At 67.8% G+C, this 21,811-nt stretch carries 18 protein-coding genes and 5 pseudogenes; 13 read left to right on the top strand and 10 right to left on the bottom strand.

Annotated elements, in window-relative coordinates; all coding sequences use genetic code 11:
• Positions 1 to 201 precede the first annotated feature (201 nt).
• Positions 202 to 897, top strand: coding sequence for a DUF4232 domain-containing protein (locus QOM21_RS36860; RefSeq protein WP_407555458.1), 696 nt, complete (start codon positions 202 to 204; stop codon positions 895 to 897).
• Between the two features lie 277 nt (positions 898 to 1,174).
• Here QOM21_RS36860 and QOM21_RS36865 read toward each other — a convergent pair whose 3' ends face one another.
• Positions 1,175 to 2,191 (bottom strand): helix-turn-helix transcriptional regulator, encoded by a 1,017-nt coding sequence (locus QOM21_RS36865; protein ID WP_407555459.1) that lies wholly within the window; start codon positions 2,189 to 2,191, stop codon positions 1,175 to 1,177.
• 96 nt (positions 2,192 to 2,287) lie between these two features.
• Between QOM21_RS36865 and QOM21_RS36870 the strand changes: the two genes are divergently transcribed.
• Positions 2,288 to 3,526 carry an FAD-dependent oxidoreductase gene (locus QOM21_RS36870; RefSeq protein ID WP_407555460.1) on the top strand — a complete coding sequence of 413 codons (1,239 nt, stop codon included), beginning with the start codon at positions 2,288 to 2,290 and terminating at the stop codon, positions 3,524 to 3,526.
• A 382-nt stretch (positions 3,527 to 3,908) separates the two neighbouring features.
• Here QOM21_RS36870 and QOM21_RS36875 read toward each other — a convergent pair whose 3' ends face one another.
• Entirely contained in the window at positions 3,909 to 4,586 is a 678-nt protein-coding gene (locus QOM21_RS36875; protein ID WP_407555461.1) for a response regulator, read from the bottom strand.
• Positions 4,587 to 5,768 (bottom strand): sensor histidine kinase, encoded by a 1,182-nt coding sequence (locus QOM21_RS36880; protein ID WP_407555462.1) that lies wholly within the window; start codon positions 5,766 to 5,768, stop codon positions 4,587 to 4,589.
• Positions 5,769 to 6,031: 263 nt separating this feature from the next.
• Here QOM21_RS36880 and QOM21_RS36885 point away from each other — a divergent pair, with 263 nt between their 5' ends.
• The 5 genes and pseudogenes from QOM21_RS36885 to QOM21_RS36905 all read left to right on the top strand — a co-directional run.
• Positions 6,032 to 7,519 carry an alpha/beta hydrolase gene (locus QOM21_RS36885; RefSeq protein ID WP_407555463.1) on the top strand — a complete coding sequence of 496 codons (1,488 nt, stop codon included), beginning with the start codon at positions 6,032 to 6,034 and terminating at the stop codon, positions 7,517 to 7,519.
• 262 nt (positions 7,520 to 7,781) lie between these two features.
• Positions 7,782 to 8,218: pseudogene (gene tnpA / locus QOM21_RS36890) on the top strand (IS200/IS605 family transposase).
• Entirely contained in the window at positions 8,215 to 9,423 is a 1,209-nt protein-coding gene (locus QOM21_RS36895; protein WP_407556013.1) for an RNA-guided endonuclease InsQ/TnpB family protein, read from the top strand. The pseudogene tnpA and the gene QOM21_RS36895 overlap by 4 nt, the downstream one beginning before the upstream one ends.
• 56 nt (positions 9,424 to 9,479) lie before the next feature.
• Positions 9,480 to 10,013, top strand: a complete 534-nt coding sequence (locus tag QOM21_RS36900) for a hypothetical protein (RefSeq protein WP_407555464.1) — start codon at positions 9,480 to 9,482, stop codon at positions 10,011 to 10,013.
• Positions 10,014 to 10,056: 43 nt separating this feature from the next.
• Positions 10,057 to 10,508, top strand: a pseudogene (locus QOM21_RS36905) (transposase); the annotation flags it as partial.
• A gap of 544 nt (positions 10,509 to 11,052) precedes the next feature.
• Here the strand turns inward: QOM21_RS36905 and QOM21_RS36910 are convergent.
• From QOM21_RS36910 to QOM21_RS36930, 5 genes and pseudogenes are all read right to left on the bottom strand, one after another.
• Positions 11,053 to 11,256, bottom strand: a pseudogene (locus QOM21_RS36910) (DUF4287 domain-containing protein).
• A gap of 104 nt (positions 11,257 to 11,360) precedes the next feature.
• Positions 11,361 to 13,187 carry a caspase domain-containing protein gene (locus QOM21_RS36915; RefSeq protein WP_407555465.1) on the bottom strand — a complete coding sequence of 609 codons (1,827 nt, stop codon included), beginning with the start codon at positions 13,185 to 13,187 and terminating at the stop codon, positions 11,361 to 11,363.
• A gap of 5 nt (positions 13,188 to 13,192) precedes the next feature.
• Positions 13,193 to 13,576: a hypothetical protein gene (locus tag QOM21_RS36920; RefSeq protein ID WP_407555466.1), complete on the bottom strand. Its 384-nt coding sequence runs from the start codon at positions 13,574 to 13,576 to the stop codon at positions 13,193 to 13,195.
• A 262-nt stretch (positions 13,577 to 13,838) separates the two neighbouring features.
• A complete protein-coding gene (locus QOM21_RS36925) occupies positions 13,839 to 14,054 on the bottom strand; it encodes a hypothetical protein (protein ID WP_407555467.1) in 216 nt (71 codons plus the stop codon).
• A gap of 507 nt (positions 14,055 to 14,561) precedes the next feature.
• Positions 14,562 to 15,293, bottom strand: coding sequence for an SDR family oxidoreductase (locus tag QOM21_RS36930; protein WP_403676499.1), 732 nt, complete (start codon positions 15,291 to 15,293; stop codon positions 14,562 to 14,564).
• A gap of 128 nt (positions 15,294 to 15,421) precedes the next feature.
• Here QOM21_RS36930 and QOM21_RS36935 point away from each other — a divergent pair, with 128 nt between their 5' ends.
• Positions 15,422 to 16,012: a TetR/AcrR family transcriptional regulator gene (locus tag QOM21_RS36935; RefSeq protein WP_407555468.1), complete on the top strand. Its 591-nt coding sequence runs from the start codon at positions 15,422 to 15,424 to the stop codon at positions 16,010 to 16,012.
• A 402-nt stretch (positions 16,013 to 16,414) separates the two neighbouring features.
• Here QOM21_RS36935 and QOM21_RS36940 read toward each other — a convergent pair whose 3' ends face one another.
• Entirely contained in the window at positions 16,415 to 17,176 is a 762-nt protein-coding gene (locus tag QOM21_RS36940) for a hypothetical protein (protein ID WP_407555469.1), read from the bottom strand.
• On the bottom strand, positions 17,173 to 17,970 hold the full coding sequence (locus QOM21_RS36945) for a hypothetical protein (protein ID WP_407555470.1): 798 nt from the start codon (positions 17,968 to 17,970) through the stop codon (positions 17,173 to 17,175). Before QOM21_RS36945 ends, QOM21_RS36940 begins: the two co-directional genes overlap by 4 nt.
• 436 nt (positions 17,971 to 18,406) lie before the next feature.
• Between QOM21_RS36945 and QOM21_RS36950 the strand changes: the two are divergent.
• The 5 genes and pseudogenes from QOM21_RS36950 to QOM21_RS36970 all read left to right on the top strand — a co-directional run bounded on the left by QOM21_RS36950 (position 18,407) and on the right by QOM21_RS36970 (position 21,811).
• Positions 18,407 to 18,774: pseudogene (locus QOM21_RS36950) on the top strand (MerR family transcriptional regulator).
• Positions 18,771 to 19,551 (top strand): annotated as a pseudogene (gene trhA / locus QOM21_RS36955) (PAQR family membrane homeostasis protein TrhA). The pseudogenes QOM21_RS36950 and trhA overlap by 4 nt, the downstream one beginning before the upstream one ends.
• Before the next feature lie 111 nt (positions 19,552 to 19,662).
• Positions 19,663 to 20,019: a PRC-barrel domain-containing protein gene (locus QOM21_RS36960; RefSeq protein WP_407555471.1), complete on the top strand. Its 357-nt coding sequence runs from the start codon at positions 19,663 to 19,665 to the stop codon at positions 20,017 to 20,019.
• Positions 20,020 to 20,046: 27 nt separating this feature from the next.
• On the top strand, positions 20,047 to 20,220 hold the full coding sequence (locus tag QOM21_RS36965) for a hypothetical protein (protein ID WP_407555472.1): 174 nt from the start codon (positions 20,047 to 20,049) through the stop codon (positions 20,218 to 20,220).
• A gap of 451 nt (positions 20,221 to 20,671) precedes the next feature.
• On the top strand, positions 20,672 to 21,811 hold the full coding sequence (locus tag QOM21_RS36970; protein ID WP_407556014.1) for a serine hydrolase domain-containing protein: 1,140 nt from the start codon (positions 20,672 to 20,674) through the stop codon (positions 21,809 to 21,811).

The raw sequence follows: 21,811 nt of genomic DNA on the forward strand, positions 1-21,811 counted from the left end.
GGCGACGCAGCCCGGGTGTCACGCCAGGGCTGCGGGAACTCCATGCCACCCCCGCGGCCGAGGCCTCATCCGTTCGCACGGTTTGTTTGCGGGACGTGAGTGAGGCGTTTCCAGGACGTCAGTGGCCCCGGGAAAGGTGGTGTCCACACCGCGGGAACGGCCCAAGGAAGCTCCCGCAAGAAGCGCAGGGGGAACCTGATCATGCGTACTTCCCGGATTCGTACCGCCACACTGGCCGCCGTCACCGCCGCGCTGGCGCTGGGCCTGACCGCCTGCGGCGGCGCCGACGGCGGCTCGAAGTCGGCGGGTGGCGACAACGCCGCCGGTAGCGCGGAGAGCCGGTCCGTGTCCAACGGGGACGGCAAGGGCGGAGCCGAGCAGGCCAACAGCGGCGGTGACACCAAGGAGGGTGCGCGCTCGACAACCGCCTCGGGCGGGACGGGTGAGGTCGCGGGCAAGGGCACAACGTCCGGCGCCCAGCAGTGCCGCGGCGACGAGATGCTGCTCACCGCGGTGCACCGGTTCGCCGGGCAGCAGGGCGACCACCTGCTGGTCACCGCGTCGAACAAGCGCACCAAGCCATGCTGGGTCACCTCGTACCCGACCGTGAAGCTCGGCGACGTCGACAGCGCCGCACTGCCGCACTCGAAGAAGGACAACCCCGGCGGCGACAACCACATCACGCTCCAGCCCGGCAGCAAGGCATACAGCGCGGTGAACCTCTTCGACTACGGCTCGAATAACCACACGGCGCAGTCGTTCGCCATCGCCCTGCGCGGCGCGGACGGCCACGACGGCCCCTCCTACTCGGTCCACATTCAGGGCGACAAGACGCAGTTCAGCTGGAACGAGGCCGACGTCCTGAACTGGAACACCAGGAAGCCGTACGACTTCTGACGACCCGCCGGCCCGTGACGCGTCATCCCGAACGCGCCGCACCGCCGCCCTGCACGGACCAGGTGTGCTGGCGATCGTGTCCGGCTGGTCGGGGGAGGAGACGCCGAGCCTCCCCGCCGTGCGCGTCATGCGGTGCGATGGCAAACGGTGGGTACGGCGGTCTCGGGCTGGCCGTGCCGGGAGCCTCCTCCGAAACTCCTTTGCGGAAGGTTTTGAGAATGAAGATCGGGGACGAACAGGACTCTGTTCGCCCTGGGGCGTGAACTCTCAGAACTACTCATTCATGAGAAGGACCGAGGTTCTCGGTGTCGGCAACAGTGGCCCATCGGCGTGTGAGACGGCGGCATGCGTGGACGAGTTCGGGTGGGTGAAGATCGGTGAGTTCGGTGTCGAAGGTGGCGAGGATGCCGGCGATGCCGGCCCAGGACCAGGCGCCGAGAGTGAGCCGGCAATACTCGGTGTCGAGGTATTCCACGACGGAGCCGCCCGGTGCCCAGCGGGCCACGATGTGAGCGGGCAGGTTGAGCCGGGCGGTGCCGGTGCATTGCCAGGCGGCGGGGGTGTCGCCGCGGTCGTAGGTGCTCATCACGAAGTGGGCGAGGTCGGGGTGGGGTAGCACGCGGGCAGCGAAGTGCTGCGTGGTGGGGCGAAGGTGCAGCCGATCGACGCGGCGCACTCGCCATTCATTGTCGGTGAGGTCGTAGGCGACCAGGTACCACCGGGCGGCCCAGACGACCAGGTGGTGCGGCTCGATGCGGTGGGCGGGCAGGTAGTCGGGGTCGCTGGGTTCGGGGCGTGTGCCGTCGGGACGCAGTGTCTCGGTGACGAGGAGGTGGCGGTGGCGTACCGCGGTTCCGACGGCGGTGAGGGCGGCGGGGTCGATGGGGGGCGCGGGGAACTCCCAATAGTTCCGCAGCCTGGTCAGGCGCAGGGACTCCATGGATGCCCGCAGCGCAGGGGGCATGACCTGGTGCAGCGCCGCCAGTGCCCGCGCCGCGTCGTCCCCGAGGCCGAACATCGTGCTTGGCGCGGTCTGCAGGGCCACCGCGATCGCGAGGGCCTGGTCGTGGTCGAACAGCAACGGCGGCAGGGTTCGCCCGGCTCCGAGCCGGTAGCCGCCATCGGGGCCGTGGATGGTAGCGATCGGGTAGTCGAGCGCGCGCAAAGTTTCGATGTCGCGGCGGACAGTGCGTTCGCTGGTCCCGAGCCGGGTGGCGAGCTCGCGCAGCGACCACTGCCGTCCCGTTCCGAGCAGAGACAACAGCCGCAACGCCCGGTGTGAGGTGTTCGCCATTGTCCCATCATGAACGGTAGTGGCCACTCGGTGTCCACTACCGATGTCACGGTGGGCTCTGTTCAGTGAGCAGCGGCGAAAAGGACGGTGTCGGGTATGCGGGTAGTCGTGGTTGGTGGCGGGATCGGCGGGCTTGCATTGGGGGCGGGGCTGCGTCGCCGGGGGTTTGAGGTGGCGGTATTCGACCGAGACACCGATGTGGCGGCGACGGGCGGCTACCACATCACCCTGGATGAGCGGGCGCAGTCGGCGCTGAAGGATCTGGTGGAACCGAAGATCATGAAGCGGCTGCTGGCATCGGGGTCGGCGCTGCGACTGCGCGGGCGCGACGCGTTCTGGGATCGCCGAGGCCGGCTGCTGGGCCGCGGGCCGGACCTCAGCGACAGTGCAAGTATCGACGTCGATCGGATCACCCTGCGGATGCTGCTGGCCGAAGCCGTCGGAGATGGCCTGCACTTGGGATGCAACGTGTCCGGCGTCGGCCACGATGACCACGGCGCGCCCCGAGTGCGGTTCACCGATGGGGCGCCGGTCTCAGCGGATCTGGTGGTGGGCGCGGACGGCACCCACTCGGTAGTCGCTCGCCACTTGGCGGCAGGCCCGACCAACAGACCGGCGGGCGTTATCGGGTTCTCCGGCCGCACCCTCCGGCGAGACCTCAGCCCCGGCGAGCATCAGCGACTTGGGCCACGATCGGGGCTGGCGATCGGCCCGCGCGGAGGAGCGCTCTACGTCGGCTTCCTTGACCCGGTCGGCAACACCGCGCTCGACGCTCCCGAGTTGCGGATGTCGGTCACCACCGGCCCCACCTACATCTGGGGCGCCATGTTCCCCGAATCCACCAGCACCGATTCCCTGCGCGACCTGCGTGGCGGCGAACTGCAGGCCGCGCTGCTCGGCCGATTCCGCGAGCGGGGCTGGGCCGAGCACCCACTCGAGGTCATCGCCCAAGCCGACCCGCACAGCGTGGCCGGATTCCGCTTCAACGCCGCCTCCACCCGCGCGGAGGATCTCGCGCCCTGGCCTGCGGGTCGTATCACCGCGCTGGGCGACGCTGTCCACGCCACACCGCCCACCGCCGGAATGGGAGCGGGCGCGGCCATCCGCGACGCCGCCAGCCTGCTCACGCATGTCAGCGCCGCCGCCGACGGCACCACCACCCTCACCGACGCCGTGGACCATTTCGAGGCCGGCATGCGCCGGCGCGGCAGCGAAGTCCTCACCCTGGCCATGAAGACCGTCCGGTGGATCCTGGCCACCGACACCACACTCGGCGCCGCAGCCACCGTCGTGAGCACCCCGATTCTGGCCGCAGCCGCCCGGCTACGTCACTGACGAGCCGCGCGATGCCCGCGCGCTGCACTCAGAACAAGGGGTCGCGCACGCGCACGGGCCGGTAATCGGTCAAAGTGGCTTCCACACCGCACACGGGCAGACGCCATCATCTCGCCGCATGTGGGGCAGCCCGCCACCCGGCCCGACGCGCCCCGCGTTCTGGCGAAGTCGACCGGCGCATCGCTGCTCTGGAGGCCAGCATCGGCGAGCAGCTCATGGCGCCGCCCGCCGACGGCTGAGAACGGCACGTCGCACCAGATGGTGCCCGCGGCCCCGTCCGCCCGCGTAACCGCGTGGGCAGACGGGGCCAGCGCCTCACGCTGCCAGAGCGCATGAACATGCACGCTTCCGTGGTTCGCAGACGGCATTGGCTGCTGCCTGGTCATTCCTCTGCGTCGCGGACCAGGAGTGCGATCTGCACGCGGTTCTCAACCGCCAGCTTGGCGAACAGGTTGCCTGTGTGCGCCTTGACGGTCGCGATGCCGATGCGCAGCCGCTGGGCGATCTCTGGGTTGCCCAGTCCGTCCGCGATGGCCCGAGCGGTTTCGAGTTCTCGTTCGGTCAGTGCGGACAGCTGTTTCCGTGCGGCTTCGCGAGATGAGCTGCGAGCGTGAGCGGACTGCGGACCGGTCGCTGCGGCGATCACCCGTGCCGTGGCTGCTGGAGACAGCACGGGGTTGCCGTCCGCGACGGTCCGCACTGCGTCGAGAATCTGCGGTGGCGGGGTGTCTTTGAGGACGAACCCGAGGGCTCCGGCGCGCAGTGCGTCGAGCACCAGATCGGCGGAGTCGAATGTGGTCAGCATGAGCACCCGCGGCGGCGCCGGTCGGGTGAGGAGTTCCCGAGTGGTGCTGAGACCGTCGCGGCCGGGCATGCGCACGTCCATCAGGACGACGTCCGGCCGCCGCTCGTCCACCACGGTGATCGCGGCGTCCCCGTCGGCCGCCTCCGCGACGACGGTGAGGTCCGGTTCGCCGTCGATGACGAGACGCAGCGCCATTCGCACCAGCTGTTCGTCGTCGACGATGACGACGCGCACCGGCTCCCGCTCGCTGTCCACTCAAGTTCTCTTTTCGTGGGTGGGGTCCGGCCAGGGTAGTTGGGCGGTGAGGATGTATCCGTCGTCGGGGGTGGGGTGGTGGTTGAGTTCTCCGCCGGCGAGGTTGATTCGTTCGGTGAGGCCGAGCAGGCCGAATCCCGATGCTGGTGGTTGTGCGTTTTTTGTGGTTGCCGGGGTGTTGTGGACGCTGACGTTGAGTTTGTCGCCTGCTCTTCCTTCGAGGGTGATGTGTACGTGTGCGCCTGGGGCGTGTTTGGCGGCGTTGGTCAGACCTTCTTGCACGATCCGGTAGCAGGTTCGTCCGGCGACGTCGGGCGGTTTTCCCGTCACGGTGGTGGTGAGCGTGACGTCCAGTCCGGATGCGCGGGCGTCGGCTACCAGTTCGGGGATGCGGTCGAGGGAGGGTTGGGGTGGTTCCGGGCGGTCCGGGTCGGCCCGGAGCACACCGAGGACATCCCGTAGTTCTTCCAGGGCTTCGTGGGAGCCGTCGGCGATGCCGCGGACCAGCACACGGCTTTCCTCCGCTGCGAGGTCGCTGCGGTGGTCCAGCACTCCGGCCTGCATGGCGACCAGGGAGATCCGGTGTGCGAGCACGTCGTGCATCTCGCGGGCGATCCGGTTGCGTTCAAGGGCCCGTGCCTGCGCCGCTCGGGCGGTCTGTTCCCGTTCCGCACTCTCCGCCCGCTCTCGCAAGGACCGCACTTCGGCACGCCGCGCACCGATGGCCATGCCGACGGCCACCGCGATGCCCGCGGTCAGTGCCGGGAACGCGAGCTGGAACCACCACGAGCCGGGCGGGCTTTGGACCGGGTAGAGGCCGACGGCGAACTGTGACGCGGTCACGTAGGCCAGCCCGACGACCCCGATCTCCACCGGACGGCGACGGGTGGATATCGAGGCCAGCGCCAGAAGCGCAGCGCCGGTGGCGAGTGCCGACGCGGGCGAGGCGATCGCGACCGTCATGGCGATGGTGAGCGGGAACCGCCGTCGCCAGAGAAGCGCCGTCAGGCAGCAGAGAGCCACCAGCGGATCACCGGTGAGGAACCAGGAGTCCGTTCCGGCCGCCTGCCACCGCAGCAGCACGCCGATGGAGAGCCAGATCGGTATGCCCACTGCCCCGGCTGCCGTCAGCCGCCAGGTCTGCTGCCACCCCCCGAGCCGTGGCGCGACGTCTGTATTCACCTGGCCATTGTCGCGAAACCGTACGGCCGGTGAGTCAGACCAGGGGCTGATGTGTCCTTCGACCAGAGTCGAATCACTGTCTCGACTCTGGGCGAAGGCGATTCGAGCCGCCAGGCTGATGTGCCGGCGGCGCCGCACGGACAGACTCGTCGAGGCGGTCGGGATGGTGATCACAACCCTGTCCGGCCCAGCGCTGATCCGCGGCGGGGCCGTCCCCAAGACGCCCATTCAGGCGCCCCCGTGCACCCTCAGGAGGACATCAGATGCACCGAACCTTGTCCCTCGCCCTCGCCGCCACCGCGGTGGCGGCCACCGCGAATCCAGGAGTGGCGGTGGCGGCGACGCCGGACTCCGTGCGGTGGGGCCCGTGCTCAGAGAAGGCCGCCTCGGAAAAGGTCGCGGTCGCCTCGGAGAAGGCCGCCTTACCCCGTCTGGAGTGCTCGACGCTCGAAGTTCCGCTGGACTACCGGGATCCGGACGGCCGGCAGATCGAGATCGCGATCTCCCGGCTGGCGAGCAAGGACCCCTCTCAGCGCCGCGGCGTGCTGCTGACCAATCCAGGCGGCCCCGGCATCACGGGACTCGGCTACCCAGCAGTTCTCGCCGGCACAAAGCTGCCGCAGCAGGTGCTGGACTCCTACGACGTGATCGGCTTCGACCCGCGCGGTGTCGGCCGCAGCACGCCGGTGACCTGCGATCTGACGCCGGAGCAGCAGGCACGCGGCAACGTCCCGCCGTACGCGCACACCGCGGCCGACGTCGCGCGGGAGGCGGGGAACGCGCGGACCATCGCCGAGCAGTGCGCCACCTCACGGACGGCGTGGATGCTGCCGCACACCACCACCGCGAACATCGCGCGCGACATGGACCGGATCCGGGCGGCGGTGGGTGAGCCGAAGCTCTCGTACCTCGGTGCCTCCTACGGCAGTTACCTCGGTGCGGTGTACACGACGATGTTCCCGAAGCGCAGCGACCGGGTCGTGCTCGACAGCAACCTGGGCCCCGGCGGTTATGACGTCACGGCCATGCGGTTGCTCGCCCGTGGATTGGAGGACCGGTTCCCGGACTTCGCGGCGTTCGCGGCCGCGCACCCCGAGTACGGTCTGGGCACCACACCGGAGCAGGTGAGGGCGAAGTTCTTCGATCTCGCGGAGCGGCTGGAAGCGAAACCGGTCCAGGGCTTCGATGGGACGTTGTTCCGAGGGATCACCTTCGACCGCCTCTACAGCGATTCGGACATGCCCCTGGTGGCCAAGACCTGGCAGGCACTCGACACGGATCAGCCGCCGCCGCCCATCCCGCCGCTGGCGGGCATGGAGAACTTCATGGCCGCCCGCTTTTCAGTGATATGCGGCGACAATCGCTGGCCGGAGACGGTCCGGGAGTATCAGCGCAACGTCGCGGTCGATCGGCTGAAATACCCCATGCTGGGCGGGGCCACGGCCGGCATCGGACCGTGCGCGTTCTGGCCGGACAAGCGGGTCGAGCCGCCGGTGCGCATCGGTGACCGGGGCCCGTCGAACGTGCTCATGGTGCAGAACGAGCGTGACCCGGGAACGCCGCTGGCCGGCGCCCAGGAGCTGCGGCGGGCATTCGGGAAGCGGGCCACGATGGTGACGGCCGACGGGGGTGGGCACGGCGTCTATCCGTTCGGCCCCAACACGTGCGCGAACGACGCGGTGACGGCGTTTCTGACCACCGGGCAGCGCCCTACGCAGGACCTCGCCTGCGCGGCGGAGCCGAGCAAGTAACGGGAGTATGGGCATGTTCAAGGAGTGGCGGCATCGTCGGGCTGTGCAGCGGGTCAAGCCCGGGGACGGGCGATCGTTGAAGCGTTTCCGCTGGTGGCAGTCGCTTACCCGCGCACTGTTCCATCGGATAGCTAGCGAGGGGGCCCGTGCCTTAGGTATGGGGGGAATCGCTTCTCAGGTCTGCTCTGGCCTCAACTGTGCGCATGGGTCTGCACTGTTGAGCTCAGCCGACTAGATGCATGTCACGCGTATAGTGATCGTCATGGCCGTGACGCGGAAGGTTCGCCGGTACTCCGGCGGCGTGTATGACTTGGGGCTCCACGTGGTGTGGTGCCCCAAGTACCGCAGTCGCGTACTCGGCGGCCGGGTCGCGGTCCGGCTGCATGAACTGATCGAGGCCAAGGCCACTGAGAAGGCTGGGAGATCATCGCCCTTGAGGTGATGACGGATCACGTGCACTTTTTCGTCAAGCACGAGCCGAAGGCTTCCGCTTCCTACGTCGCGAACCAGTTCAAGGGCTTCACCTCCCGCGTGCTCCGCTCGGAGTTCCCGCACCTCAAGAGCCAGATGCCCACGCTGTGGTGGTCGTCGTTCTTCGTCGCCTCGGTCGGTGCGGTCAGCGCGGACACGGTGGAGAAGTACATCAACACCCAGTGGGAACGCCCCTGGACGAAGAAGCAGAAGGAGGAACAAGCGTGATACGCGCTTATAAGTTCCTCCTTCGCCCGACAGTCCGCCAGGCTCAGGCCCTCTCCGAGATGCTGCGAGATCACTGCTCCCTCTACAACGGAGCCTTGCAGGAACGCCGCGACGCCTACCGGCATCCGTCGAAGACCTCGATCAAGTACGGGCAGCAGTCGGCGCAGCTCAAGGAGATCCGCGCCTTCGACCCCGAGCGGCAGGGCCGCTGGTCCTTCTCGTCTCAGCAGGCGACCTTGCGCAGGTTGGACAAGGCTTTTCAAGCCTTTTTCCGGCGGGTGAAGGCCGGGGAGAAGCCCGGATATCCCCGCTTTCGGGGCGCGAACTGGTTCGACACCGTCGAGTTCCCCAAGGACGGCGACGGCTGCCGCTGGGGCTCCACCCCCCACGACCCTGTCACCCGTGTCCGGCTGCAAGGTGTCGGACACGTCCGAGTACACAAGCACCGTCCGGTACGCGGCCGGGTCAAGACCGTGTCCGTCAAGCGCGAAGGGCGACAGTGGTACGTCGTCCTAGCCTGCGACAACGTTCCCGCCCAGCCGCTCCCGGCCACGGGCGCAGTGACCGGCATCGACATGGGCGTAACCCACTTCCTCACCACATCCGAGGGTGCCCACGTCGAAAACCCCCGGCACGGCAAGCGCAACGCTGATGCCCTCGCCGAGGCTCAGCGCGCCCTCAAGGCGTTCCCTCGGCGTAAGCGGGCCGACCGCTCCGCGAAGCACCGCCGGGTCGTGGAGATGGTCGCGGGGCTGCACCGCAAGGTGCGCCGTCAGCGCACCGACCACGCGCACAAAGCCGCGCTTGCCCTGGTCCGCGACTACGACCAGATCGCACACGAGCGGCTGAACATCGCGAACATGGTTCGCGCTCCCAAGCCGAAGCCCGACCCCGAGCAGTCCGGCGCGTTCCTGCCGAACGGCGCCGCCTCGAAGGCGGGACTCAGCCGCAGCATTCTTGACGCGGGTTGGGGGGTGTTCCTGGGCATCCTCACGCAGAAGGCTGAAAGTGCCGCTCGTGTACTGATCCCGGTGGACCCCCGCAACACCTCCCGCACGTGCCCGAAGTGTCAGCACGTGGACGGCGAGAACCGCGACGGCGAAAAGTTCCAGTGCACCTCATGCCAGCACATCGACCACGCCGACCGCGTGGGCGCCTGGAACGTCGCACTCAGGGCCGGGCTGGTCCTTCCCAACGTGGCATAGCCACGGACGGGAGAAGCCCCCCGCATTCATCCGGGGGGAGGAGTCACCTTCGGCTGATGAACGACAACGGCCGGCAGACGGTCTACGCCGTCGGCGTCAGGCATCAGAATCAGTCGTCCGGCTACGTCAAGGCCGACCTGTACCTCGATTGCAGGCATTACGCCGAGTCCAAAGTCCCTGCCGTCTTCCCCGTCCAGGGCGGCACCGTCGAAGTAAGGACGAGCGGCTTCGGGCTCAAGCGCTGCCACTACGTCACCGCCGCGGGGGCCGAGTTCCAACTCATCCCGGACCCCGCCTCCGCCGAGGGGCGTCGCGCGCGCCTCGACCGCGCGCACCCCGCGCTGAGCCGCTGTATGGGTTTCCTCTCGTCGATCGTGCTCGTCATCGGCCTGGTTCTCCTGATCCTTCAGCTCGCCGAACAGGTCACCCGGGCGCCGGAGGGCGTCGCCCAGTACGTCGGGACGTTCACCTTGCCCGTTGATCTGTCGGCATGGGGCAACGTCGTGGTCGGGCTCGTTACTGTGGCGGCCAGCACGGAGCGGGCGCTGCGGCTGCGCTACAGCTGGCTGCTCGACGGCGGGGCGGGCTGACCCCGTTACGTCTCTTATGGCGTGTTGGTTCGTTGCGCGGTGCATGACGGAGCTGGTTGAGCTGTGGGCTCCGGGGGAGTTATGGGTGTTGTTCCTTCGGGTGGTTCCGGCGAGGGTGGGGGTACGTCCGGGAGGGTGGTGGCCGTGCTCGGGCGGGTGAGTGAAGTGCTGGCGGCGATCTTGTTTGTGGCGATTGCGGGCTGCACGTGGCGGCAGTTGCCGCCCGGTGTTCGGGCCGGCCTGGCCCACGGTCTACCGGCGCTTCGCGCAATGGAGCCGGGAGCGTGTGTGGGCCCACCTTCACCGCGTCGTCCTGGATGAGCTCGGCGCTCAGGGCGAGCTGGACTGGTCTCGGTGTGCGATCGACTCCGTCAGTGTCCGGGCGGCAAAAGGGGGCTTCTGACAGGACCGAATCCGCCCGACCGTGGCAAGTTGGGGTCGAAGATTCACTTGGTCACCGACCGGAACGGATTACCGCTGTCGCTGGGGGATTCCGGCGAACGCCACCGATTGTGGTCGGCCGGCGGCACCTGGGAACGCCTGCTCCAGCAGGTCCAAGCCGCTGCCGAGGTCGGTTCGCGCCAAGCTCCACTGAGTGCGGATGGCCACTGTCGCCCACTCTCCCTCATCGTCACACCAGGTTAGCCGGCGGACTGCACGCAGTTCGAACCCCTGGTGGGGAGATCCACGTTCGCCGTCTCGGGGCGGGAAGGCCGCGCGAGCAGCCCGACAGCCTCGCGGCGGGCAAGGCATACAGCAACGGGCCTTGCCGTGAGGCGGCGTCGGGGAATCCGCCGCACGATCCTGGAGAAGACCGACAGTCAGGTCGTCCGCCTTCGCAGAGGCTCACGCGGCGGACGACCACCGGGCTTCGACGCAGAGCGGGGCAGGTAGCGCAACACCGTCGACGGACGATCAACCGGCTCAAGCACGCCAGAGCTGTATCCACCCGCTACGACAAGCGCGGCTACGTTCACCTCGGAACCGCGACTGCGGAGCCCTCGTCATCTGGCTCCGAACATCATCGACCGGGCAAGTCCTAGTTGCTGCTGCTTTCCGCCAGCGTATGAGCGACGAGCGCGTTCGAGTGTCCGTGGCCGATTCGGTGTTCGGTCTTGAGTCAGGGGACGAGCTCCATGTGCTTGGTCAGGGGGAGAGGCGGGAGAGGCCCCCTCCAGTCCGCGATCGGTCGGCCGTACTTCTTCTCGATGGGGGAAGTAGCGCGCGGACACCGGGGCTCTATCCCCGCCCCATGGCCGCGAGGCCGTCACGGTCTCCGTTCGGCCTGTGATTTCGCCCGCCCAGGCGTGTCGCTCATGTCAGCCGTCAGCCGTCAGCCGTCAGCCGTCAATCCGGATCGACAGCACTCACCGCTCGGTTCTGGATGCGCAGGAGTTTTTCCGACTTGGGTAGCGGGAGCTGTTGGCCCTGACTGTGGAAGACAAGGGTGACAGCGATATTCTCCTCGGCGCTGACGAGGCTGATGGTCCGGCCGCTCTGTGTTCTGGCCGCGAACTTTTCGGTACCCAATTGGCTTGGTACGGAAATGACCTGCCCCGAACGGGAAGCGTTGGTCTTTGCGGCATTAACGTGCTGCCGCGCATGCCATTCGCCGCTTCCGGCAGCATTGGTCTCGTATCGGGTGTATTCCAGTGAAACGTGGCCTGGGTTCCCGAAGAGCATCACGGAGTACTGCCAACGACAGAGGCTGCTCTGGTCGTTCTTCGTGTCGGTGCTCTTCTCGGGCGAGACGATGGGATGCGTGACGGAAAGGCTGGATGCGGCGGCCTGGGTGAGCTGGGAACATGCTTGCGGCACCGTCGCGACATCCGGCCCGCCCTTGACCCACGGCCGGTCGATGCCGACGAACAGCGTCAGCCCCACGAGTACGACCGCACTGACCCCGCGCAGCGGAAGCCACATCGTTCCGTGATGGATGGGCGCGGGGGAACCGCGTTGCTGCGACCAGTGCCGCAAGGTCGCGACGTGCTGCTCGAAGTCGGGAGGCATGAAGGGCCAATGGCTGCGAGGCGTGGCCAGGACCAGGCGACGGACCACCCTGGTGTCGGCGCGGCGCAAGGCGACCGTCGTTGCGAAAAGGGTCTTCCTGGACTCGATGGCCAAAATGGAGGGCCAAGGAATTCGCGTCCGGTGCCAGCCTCGGACGTGAACGGCGTCAGCAGCCAACACGGTCCGGCCGAACAAGCGGACTGCCATCCCGGCGAGCGAGGCCACCAGGAGGCATCCGCTGATGAACGCCACTCCGGTGAGGGGCATCCACCAGCCGCTCCACCCCCACCACAGGCCCACTGCGCCGACGGCGGCGGGCGGCAGAGCGGTCAGGGCCTGCCGACGAGTGGCCGGCAGGCACAAGGGGGCCGGTGCGGGTGACGGATCCGGCCGCTCCAGTGAACTGGGCCCGACGGCATCGGGGTGCCGCCGGGCGATCACCATCCGCCCCCGTGCGCCGTAGATCCATCGGCAAGGCGTCTGCTGCCCGGACTGGCTGGCGCGAACGGCGTCGAACACATATTGATACAGCTCGTCGAGGGTGATTTCTCCGTCGTTGTCGAGATCTGCGGCACCCGTTCGAAGGCCCCGGATCAGCTCACCGGTGAAGACGGAGGGGCGTGGTTCCTCATCAGCCAGCTGACCGCTCTCGAAGGCGTACTCCCTCGCGGTGGTGGCGGTGATGAGGGTCAGACCGCTACCGCCGAAGAATTCCTGGACATGCATCCGGCTCTCGCCCTTGGGCACCATGCGCTCGGCGAAGGCACCGCTGTAGCAACAGTCCAGGATCAGTACGATGCGCTGGGAACGGCAGGCGCTCAGCCAGTCCTTGAGAGTGGTGGCGGACAGTGCCGTACGCGCCAAAGCATCCAACGACGTATCGGAGCCCGCCAGGTAGAGTTCGTCGCCTTCCTTGATGCCGTGCCCCGTGTAGTAGAGCAGCAAGACGTCGTCGCGCCTCTTGTCGCGCACGAATTGCTCGACTTCTGTGCGCAGCGTCATGTGTGAAGGGTTGTCCACCTCGTCGGTGGCATCGAAGGCTCCGATTTCCCGGTCGGCCAGGACCTGGGAGAGTTCGGCGACATCTCGTGCCGGGGACCGGAGGCGGTCCAACCGGGTGTCCTCAAAAGTGTGGTTTCCCAGAAGAAGGGCGAAGCGGGCCATGGCCGCTATTCCGCACTGCGCCGCTGAATGAAGGACTCGGCCAGTTCCGCCGTCTGTTCGGGCGACATTCCATGAATCTCGACACTGTCGTCGCCCAACTGCACGATCACCTTGCGGTTGTCCGCGCGGTGTACCCATACCCGTACGGCATCCACCAGCACCCGCAGACCTCGGTGCGCTCCCAGCACCGTCACTGCCATCGCACCCAGTTCAAGGGCCGCACCCTTCGAACCGGACGGGGCCTGACCCGATCGGACTTCATGGGCACCGACCTCTGGGAGGCCGTCCAGTAGTCGACGTAACGACAGCGTCGCGTCGTCGAGTTCATCGGGATCGTCGGAATCCGTGAGCCCCACCCGAACCAACAGTTCGAGCCCCCCGTCGAGCATGTCCGTCTCCTCACGTGATCGTGATCGATCTCTGCTGCTGCAACTCGAAGAAAAGATAGACGCCTTCGTCTGTGTAGACGATAAAGATGAGAAGGTCGGCCGGTATGAGTCGGCCGGCTGGTATGAGAAGGCCGGCTGCTATGCGGGCGATGGAGAACGAGTGGCGCTGCCGTGCGGGCGCGACGGGGCTACATGCCGGTCATTAGGGTGACCAGACGTTCCGCGGCCTGCTGAGGTTCGGGGGCGTCAGGGGCGCTGGTCATCAGCCCAAGTGGTGCACAGTGCCGACCAAGGCGAGAGTTGTCTTCGTGGTATCGGTGCCGGCCGGGATCCGGCCCAGTCGGCTCTCCGCGTCCAGGCAGTCGGCGACGGCATCCTGGATGGTGGCGAAGGCGGGTACCCCGGCCTCCGGACCTTGGCGGGTGCGCAGGGCGGCTGCCGGGCGGGTCATCGCGAGGGCGACCACCGTTGGATTCACGGAGGTCAGCAGCGCGACCGTGCGGGGACGAGGTTGGCCTTCACCGGCGCATCGCGGGGGGCCAGCGGCGCGGCTTACCTTCTGGGCCTGTTCAACGAGGAGCGCGGCGAACTCACCGAGGCCGCGCACTGGTACACCCTCGCGGCCGGCGAAGGCCACCGGATAGGGCGGGTGAGGCTTTCCGACCTGTGCTGTGTGTCCGGTGGGTGGGGCGACGGAGGCGACGCACTGGCTGGTGTTGAGGTGCTGCGTCCGGAAGTGCCGGCGGATACCGCCGGTGTCTTTTGGCCTACCGCCAGACAGCTGGATGCAGGGTCCGGGGTCGGGTCGCTTCAGCATGATCCAGCGAGGAACCCCGGGCCTTCAGGCCCGGGAGGAGTCGCTTCTTTGGACTGCTCTAACCCGCAGGCTACGAGGGACGTTTCTGATGCTCGACGTACTCCTTGATGATCGCCAGGGGTATCCGTGGGTTCGACAGGAATGTTGGTGTGGCGTGGCTGCGCAGGCCTATCCCTGGGCGGTGGGGCGAACGACGATGTCACCTACATCGACACCGTCCGGCTGTTCGATGGCGAAGGCGATGGCGCGGGCCACCGCGTCCGGCGAAAGAGCGATCTCCATCATCTTGTCGATCTGGTCCTTCACGGCCGGATCCATGCGCTCTGCGAAGTCTGTGCGGACGGCGCCGGGCGAGACGACGGTCACGCGCAGGCTGTCGCCGGCCTCCTGGCGCAGGCCCTCGGAGATGGTGCGCACGGCGTTCTTCGTGCCGGCGTACACCGATTGGAGCGGCACGATGCGCAGTCCGGCGGTGGACACGGTGTTGACGAAGTGCCCGAAGCCCTGCTCCCGGAAGACGGGAAGGGCTGCGGCGATCCCGTACAGGACCCCTTTGAGGTTGACGTCGATCATCTCTTCCCAGTCCTCGACGCGGAGGTCATCCAGACGGGAGATCAGACCGATCCCGGCATTGCTGACGAGGACGTCGAGCTTGCCGTATCGATCGCGTGCCAGCTTGACGAGGCCGGAAAGATCCTCGCGTCGCGTCACGTCCGTGCGGGCCCAGGCGGCTTCACCGCCGGCCTTTTCGATGCGGGCGGCCAGGGCCTCAAGACGCTCGGGACGGCGTGCCCCGAGGACGATCTTCGCGCCGCGCTCGGCGAGCAGGAGCGCGGTCGCCTCACCGATGCCGCTGCTGGCGCCCGTGATCGCCACGACTTTGCCTTCGATTCCCGACATGATGGGCAGTCCTTCCAGCGGAGGAGTGGGGGCGGCCATGCCCTACAGTGAAAGTGGAGGCGCCGCCACTTCATCGACACTAAGTGGCGGCACCTCCACTTAGCAAATGGAGACAAGGGAGAGCCTTGATGGCCCGGGACGCAGGACGCCCGCTGAGGGCTGACGCACAGCGGAACCGCGATAAGATCCTGGCCGCCGCAGTGCGCGTGTTCACCGAGGAGGGACTGGATGCGCACTTCGAGCGCATCGCCAGAGAAGCCGGCGTGGGAACCGGCACCCTCTACCGCAACTTCCCGACCAGGGAAGCTCTGATCGAGGCGGCGTACCGCAACGAAGTGGCCCGGCTGTGCGACGCCGTCCCCGGCCTCCTTGCGGCGATGCCGCCGCCTGAGGCCCTGCGAGCCTGGACTCGCCGCTTCATCGACTACGCCACCGCCAAACTCGGCATGGCCGACGCCCTGCGAGCCGTCGTCAACTCGGGAACCAATCCCTACGCCGACAGTCACGAGATGATTCAGGCCGCCCTCTCCTCCCTCATGGACGCCAATACCGCTGCCGGAACGATCCGGTCCGACATCAGCCCGACCGACATGTTCGCCGCCCTCGCTGGTATCGCCCTCACCTCGGCCAAGCCCGAGCAGCGAGAGCAGGCCGAACGCCTCCTCGACCTCACCCTGGACGGACTGAAACCTGCACCGTCGCGGCTCCCCGAAGAATGACGGCAGAAGCCCGGACACCATCGAAGCTGCTGTTCAGCGGCCTGTTCCAGTAGTGCTCGCGCGGAGTCCGCGTAGCGCATCGCGGCCTTGTCGTCGAGCCCGAACACCTCGGCGAGGTGGAGCGGGTCGGGCCCGTGGGTCAGGGCCTCTTCGAGTTGCCGGCCGACGCGGAGTCGCTCCGGCGTCGCGTCCTGTCCGCGCAGGGTCGCGCTGATCCAAAAGCCGGGATGGGGTGGGGCGGCTCTCGATCGAGCAACGGCGATTGCCTGTGGGCAGCATGACGAAGCATCTGGCGGTGGCTGGGGGAGGGGAGTCGGGTTGGAGCGGGGATCCTGTCGTGTTGGCCTTGGTGACGGGTCGTGAGTGTTGGGTGGGTGCTGCTGGGGTGCTGCGGGCAGTCGTCTACGTCAGCAGACCGACGAGCCGTTCGCTGACGTTGTCCTTGCGCGACTCAGGGTCCGGCACCAGCTTCTCCCGGTCGCCGGGATCCCGGGCAAGGACGTGCAGCCGTCCGCCACTGCGGGCCAGCACCAGATCCCTGCTGCTGCCCGCTGTCTCGGCGGATCCCTGCGCCGTGTATTCGGTGACGGTGATCAGCGCGGAGCGTTCCGCGGCGGCGAGCACGGCCTCGGTGTCCACTGCCTCTTCGGGGTCCGCCGACGGGCCTCGCGGCAGCCACTCGGTGAGCATCTTCAAGGCTTCGTCGAGCTTGTACAACCCCAACTGGTGGACGCCGAGCGCGTCGATGCGGACCATGAGACAGATCCGCTCGGGTTGGGGGAGCAACAGGATTCGCCACGGCTCACCCGGACCCGACCCGGTCGTGCGGGCATCGAGCACCTTGCGGGCCCTTTGCTGGAACGCCACGGCGATGCCCAGGTCTCCCTGTACCTGAACCTGCTCGCCCGTGTCACCCGCCAGCAGCAGTTGTCGGGCCGCCAGCGAGCGCACGGCCTCGGCGATCACCTCGTCCGACGGCCTGGCCTCCAGGAAGTCCACGATCGCGTCCACGGCGGTGAGCTCCGCGATGGTGTACGCACCGAGCAGTACCGGCCCTGTGTTCACCAGGTTCACCACGGCCGAAACCAGTCCCGCAGGGGCGAACGCCGCACCCGCGTCCGACGGCGCCGCAGGGGGAACATCGCGCTGATCGTCGTCGCTCATGACGCTCCTCCCGGCTGCAACAGTTCCACCGCAGGCGGCACGCGACTCTCACGGAGCACCGCGGCGGCGCTGCGTGAGAGGGTCTCGGTCACCCACACCTCGGAATTGCCGAACAGCCCACGACCCGCCCTGCCGGACAACGACTGTCCCAGCTCGCCGGCCAGGTCCTCCCGGTCCGGGGGCGGGAACCGAGCCGCCAGGTCCGTAGAGACGGCAGTGACGTCGTCGGCCTCCTCGATCCGGCGCAGTGCCTGGGTCAGCACCCGCGCGACCGCAGGTGTCAGGGACGTCGGCATGGCAAGGAACGGCGCCAAGTACAGCGGCCGCCGTTCGGTCATCCGGGACAGCCCCCAGGGCCCGACATTGCTGCGCGTGATCCGGTAGACCACGTAGTCCATGAGGTGGCGGAGGTCGCTCACACTGGGCAGCTTCCGCCCGCCGAAGGCGGCCGGTGTCTTCTCCAACTGCACCCAGGTGCCCTGGGCGGTGCGTCCGTGCAGCTTCTCCCGCACCACGTCCCCGCGCATCCCGATGTCGGGATAGAGAGCCTTGTCGATGTCACGGTGGTGGCTGGAAAGACGTTCGTGACTCACCTTGGCGAACCGCCAGTTCTCGTACAGCTGCGGTTCATCAACCAGTACATGGCCGCCGCACAACACGTCGTGCAACTGGGGCACCTGCAGTCCGTGGCGCTCCAAATCCGAGAGGATCGCCGCTTCCTCCGGGCTGAGACGGCGAACGGCCTCGACCAGCCCTTTCCGGTACGCCCCTACCCGCGCCGTGATCTCGATCATGAGCCGGACCCGGGTGCGCACCTGCTCGGCGCGCCGGTCACTCACACTGTCCGAAGTCGCGCCGCCGGGTTGCCTCCGGTGGGTGACCGATGCCAGTGCGTGCTTCCGCTCCACCTTGTCAGTACAGCACGGCAGGCCCTTGCACGCACGATGTCAGCGCCCGGGCCGGGGGGCGTACGGCACGAAGGAATGCGGTGCCGTACACGGCCGCATCGAGGTCCCGTCTACCTGCCCGCCATGTTCCTCACCCACGCGACGGCACCCGCGCGTCGGCCCCGGGCCTGTTTCGCTCCTCGGGCAGAGTTAGGTCAGATGGGCGGATGCGGATCGGGAATTCAGGGCGTGAGGGCCATCCGCTGAATCGTCATGCAGTTCCTTCGGGGCCCGGGTGCCATACGGCACCCGGGCCCCTCCACGCGTTCCACAGAGAGGTGCAATGACAGCAACAGACGATTCGTACGGCCGCCTCGACGACGACTACCCCGCCTACACCATGGGCCGGGCCGCCGACATGCTCGGCGCCACCCAAAGCTTCCTCCGCGCCATCGGCGAAGCCCGCCTCATCACCCCGCTCCGCTCCGCAGGCGGCCACCGCCGCTACTCCCGCTACCAGCTGCGCATCGCCGCCCGCGCCCGGGACTCGTCGACCAGGGCACCTCCATCGAGGCCGCCTGCCGCATCGTCATCCTCGAAGACCAGCTCGAAGAAGCCCAGCGCATCAACGCCGAACACCGCCACGCCGCATCCCAGCACGATGTGGGTATCTGCCCCGTAGTCCGCCGATTTCATAACATGAGGGCATGATCGCCGAAGACGCTCAGCCACTGGCAGACGGACGGGAGTCCCGGCCCCGCCCCGGCACCACGCCCGACACCCTGCGCACCCCCGCGGTTGACTCGCCTGCCGGTGCAACCGCCCTCCAGTCTGGAGGGTGGCGTGGAGGACGTGGCGGCTGCGCTGAAGCCGAGGATGCGGGGCTGGCTGCACATCGGCATGATCCCGCTCTCGCTGGTCGGCGGCATCGTCCTGATCGCCCTTTCGCGCTCGGCTGCGGCAGTGGCGGCATGTTCGGTGTTCGCGGTGTCGGCGTTGCTGCTGTTCGGCACGAGTGGGGTCTACCACCGCGGGACGTGGGGCCCGTGAGGCGAGGCGGTTCTGCGGCGGTTGGACCACGCGAACATCTTCTTGATCATCGCCGGTACGTACACGCCTTTGGCGATGCTGCTGCTGCCCGCGGGCCGGCAGCTGGTGCTGTTGTCGGCGGTGTGGGCGGGTGCCCTGGCCGGCATCGCCTTCTGCCTGCTGTGGATCGGGGCTCCCCGGTGGCTGTACACCCCGTGCTACATCGCCCTGGGTTGGGTGGCCGTCTTCTACCTGCCCGACTTCGCGCGGTACGGCGGCACCGCGGTCGTCGTACTCGTCATCTTCGGCGGTCTGCTCTACACCGCGGGCGCCGTCGTCTACGGCCTCCAGCGCCCCGACCCCTCACCGCGCTGGTTCGGCTTCCACGAGGTCTTCCATGCCCTCACGATCGCCGCCTTCACCGCGCACTACACGGCGATCCTCCTGGCAGCCACATGACGGACCGCCCGGAATGGTGCGGGGGATGTCCCGGCTGGTTCCGGCGGGTTTGGTAGGGAAGGCTGAGAAGTGCACGGTTCGGACATACCGCCGCACGAAGGGACACCGGGGATGATCCAGATCGCGGATATCCGTGAGTGGCGTACCCACGACGTGGTCGATCCGGGCGGCCGCAAGATCGGCATGCTGGAAGCGATCTACGTGGACACCAGTACCGATGAGCCGGCCATGGCCACTGTCCAGGTCGGGCTGCCCACCCGCCGTCACCTGGTCTTCGTCCCGCTGGCCGGCGCCATCGTCGGGCCGGGCTACGTCAAGGTCGACTACGACCGGTCGCTGGTGAAGAAGGGCCCGGCGATGGGCACGGACGACATCCTGCCCTCCAAGGACGAGGCCGCGGTCTTCGCCCACTACGGCTTGCCCTACGAGCCCGGCGCGAGGGGCGAGCGGCAGCTTGCCCGCCGCTGACCGGCTGCACAAGGAGGTGCCTCAAGCGTGACGCTCTTCCTGGTCCTCGTCATCGCGGCGATCGTGCTGGGCATCGTCGGCGTCGTCGCGAAAGGGCTGCTCTACCTGCTCATCATCGGCATCGTGGTGTTTGCTGCGGCCCTCGTATACCTGGGCCTGCACCTGCGGCGCTCCGGCCGCCGCAGCCGCCCGACGCGCTGAGACGTCATCAGGCTGCCCGGCCGGATGGGGACCAACCAGCCGGTCCCGGTCAGGTCGGCCACAAGGTCAGTCTGCTGTTCTTGCCGCCGCCAGTTTCGAAGGGCACGCCGTGGACGCTCCTGGCGGCCGGCTGCACGTCCGCGTGGGGCCCAGGCGGCGACATGGAACTGACCGGCCCCACGCGCACTTCGGCTTGGACTGCTACTCCAACGGTAGATCGTGATCTTGCCGGTCAGGGCAGGCTGGGGGAAGAAGCCCCCGTGTCCCTACGGGGGTAGCCCCCAGCACCGCCTTGAGGGCAGTGCATCGGCACGTCGGGGGGAGAGCTGGATGGGCCGATCCCTTCATCGCTGGTGGAATGGTCGTCGACCACCGGCTCCGGGGGCGGAACACCGGGGGCTACGGCCTGAGCTCTGAACACGCAGGCAACCCGATCAGGACGGGGATCATCATGCATGTGTCAGGAAGGTGTCGGCGGGACCTGCTTGTCTTGTGCAGCCTGGGCGCGGTTCTCTTCGCCACGTCGACTGGGACGGCGGCGGCGAAGCTGCCGCAGGCCGATCCGCTCCAGCAGCAGGTGGATATGGTCCACGACAGCGGGGCCGTTGGTGTGTCCGCCGAGGTGACGTCACCGGACACACGTGACATCGCGCGCGCTGGGACGGCCGAGAGGGGCACTGGGAGGCCGATGCCTCGGAACGGCAGGTTCCGGATCGGTAGCGCCACCAAGACCTTCACCGCCACGGTCGTGCTGCAACTCGTCAGCGAGGGGCGAATGTCCTTGGAGGACACCGTCGAACAGTGGCTTCCGGGAGTGGTCCAGGGCAACGGCAACGACGGCAGTCAGATCACCGTGCGGCAGCTGCTGCAGCACACCAGCGGCATCCGTGACATCGGGCCGGAGATATCCGCGTTGAAAAGCGCCGACGGCTATCGAGCCGAGCGGTTCCGCACCTACACCCCCGGAGAGTTGGTGGGGCTGGCGATGCAGCACCCTCCCAACTTCTTCCCGGACGACGAACAATGGTCGTATTCCAACACCAACTACATTCTCGCCGCGATGATCACCCAAAGGGTCACCGGCCGGAGTTGGGCACAGGAAGTGAACGACCGGATCATCCGCCCGCTGGGCCTGAGGGGCACTAGTACGCCCGGCACCTTCCCGTTCATCCTGGGCCCGCACGCCCAGGGCTACGCGTTCGGCGCCGGCATCGACGTCACGGTGCTCAATTCGAGTATGGCCGTCGGCTCCGGGTCGGTCATCAGCACCGCGCACGACCTGAATCGGTTCTACGCCGCGCTGCTCGGCGGCCGTTTGTTGGCTTCGGCGCAACTCGATGAGATGACGACTTCTGTGAACGCGCCCGAGCTGGGCGTGAGGTATGGACTCGGTCTGGCCGAGATCCCGTTGTCCTGTGGTGGCAGCTACTTCGGTCACCGGGGTGAACTGCTCGGCTATATCACCTGGGGTGGCGCCACTCGAGACGGGACCCGGACCGCCGTGGTGTACGTCAGCAGTGACGGCGGCCAAGACACCCAGCAGGCCATGAGCACACTGGTGGACCAGGAACTGTGCCGGATTCGCTCTTAG

This window comes from Streptomyces sp. Pv4-95, from assembly GCF_045782725.1.
Lineage (GTDB): Bacteria > Actinomycetota > Actinomycetes > Streptomycetales > Streptomycetaceae > Streptomyces.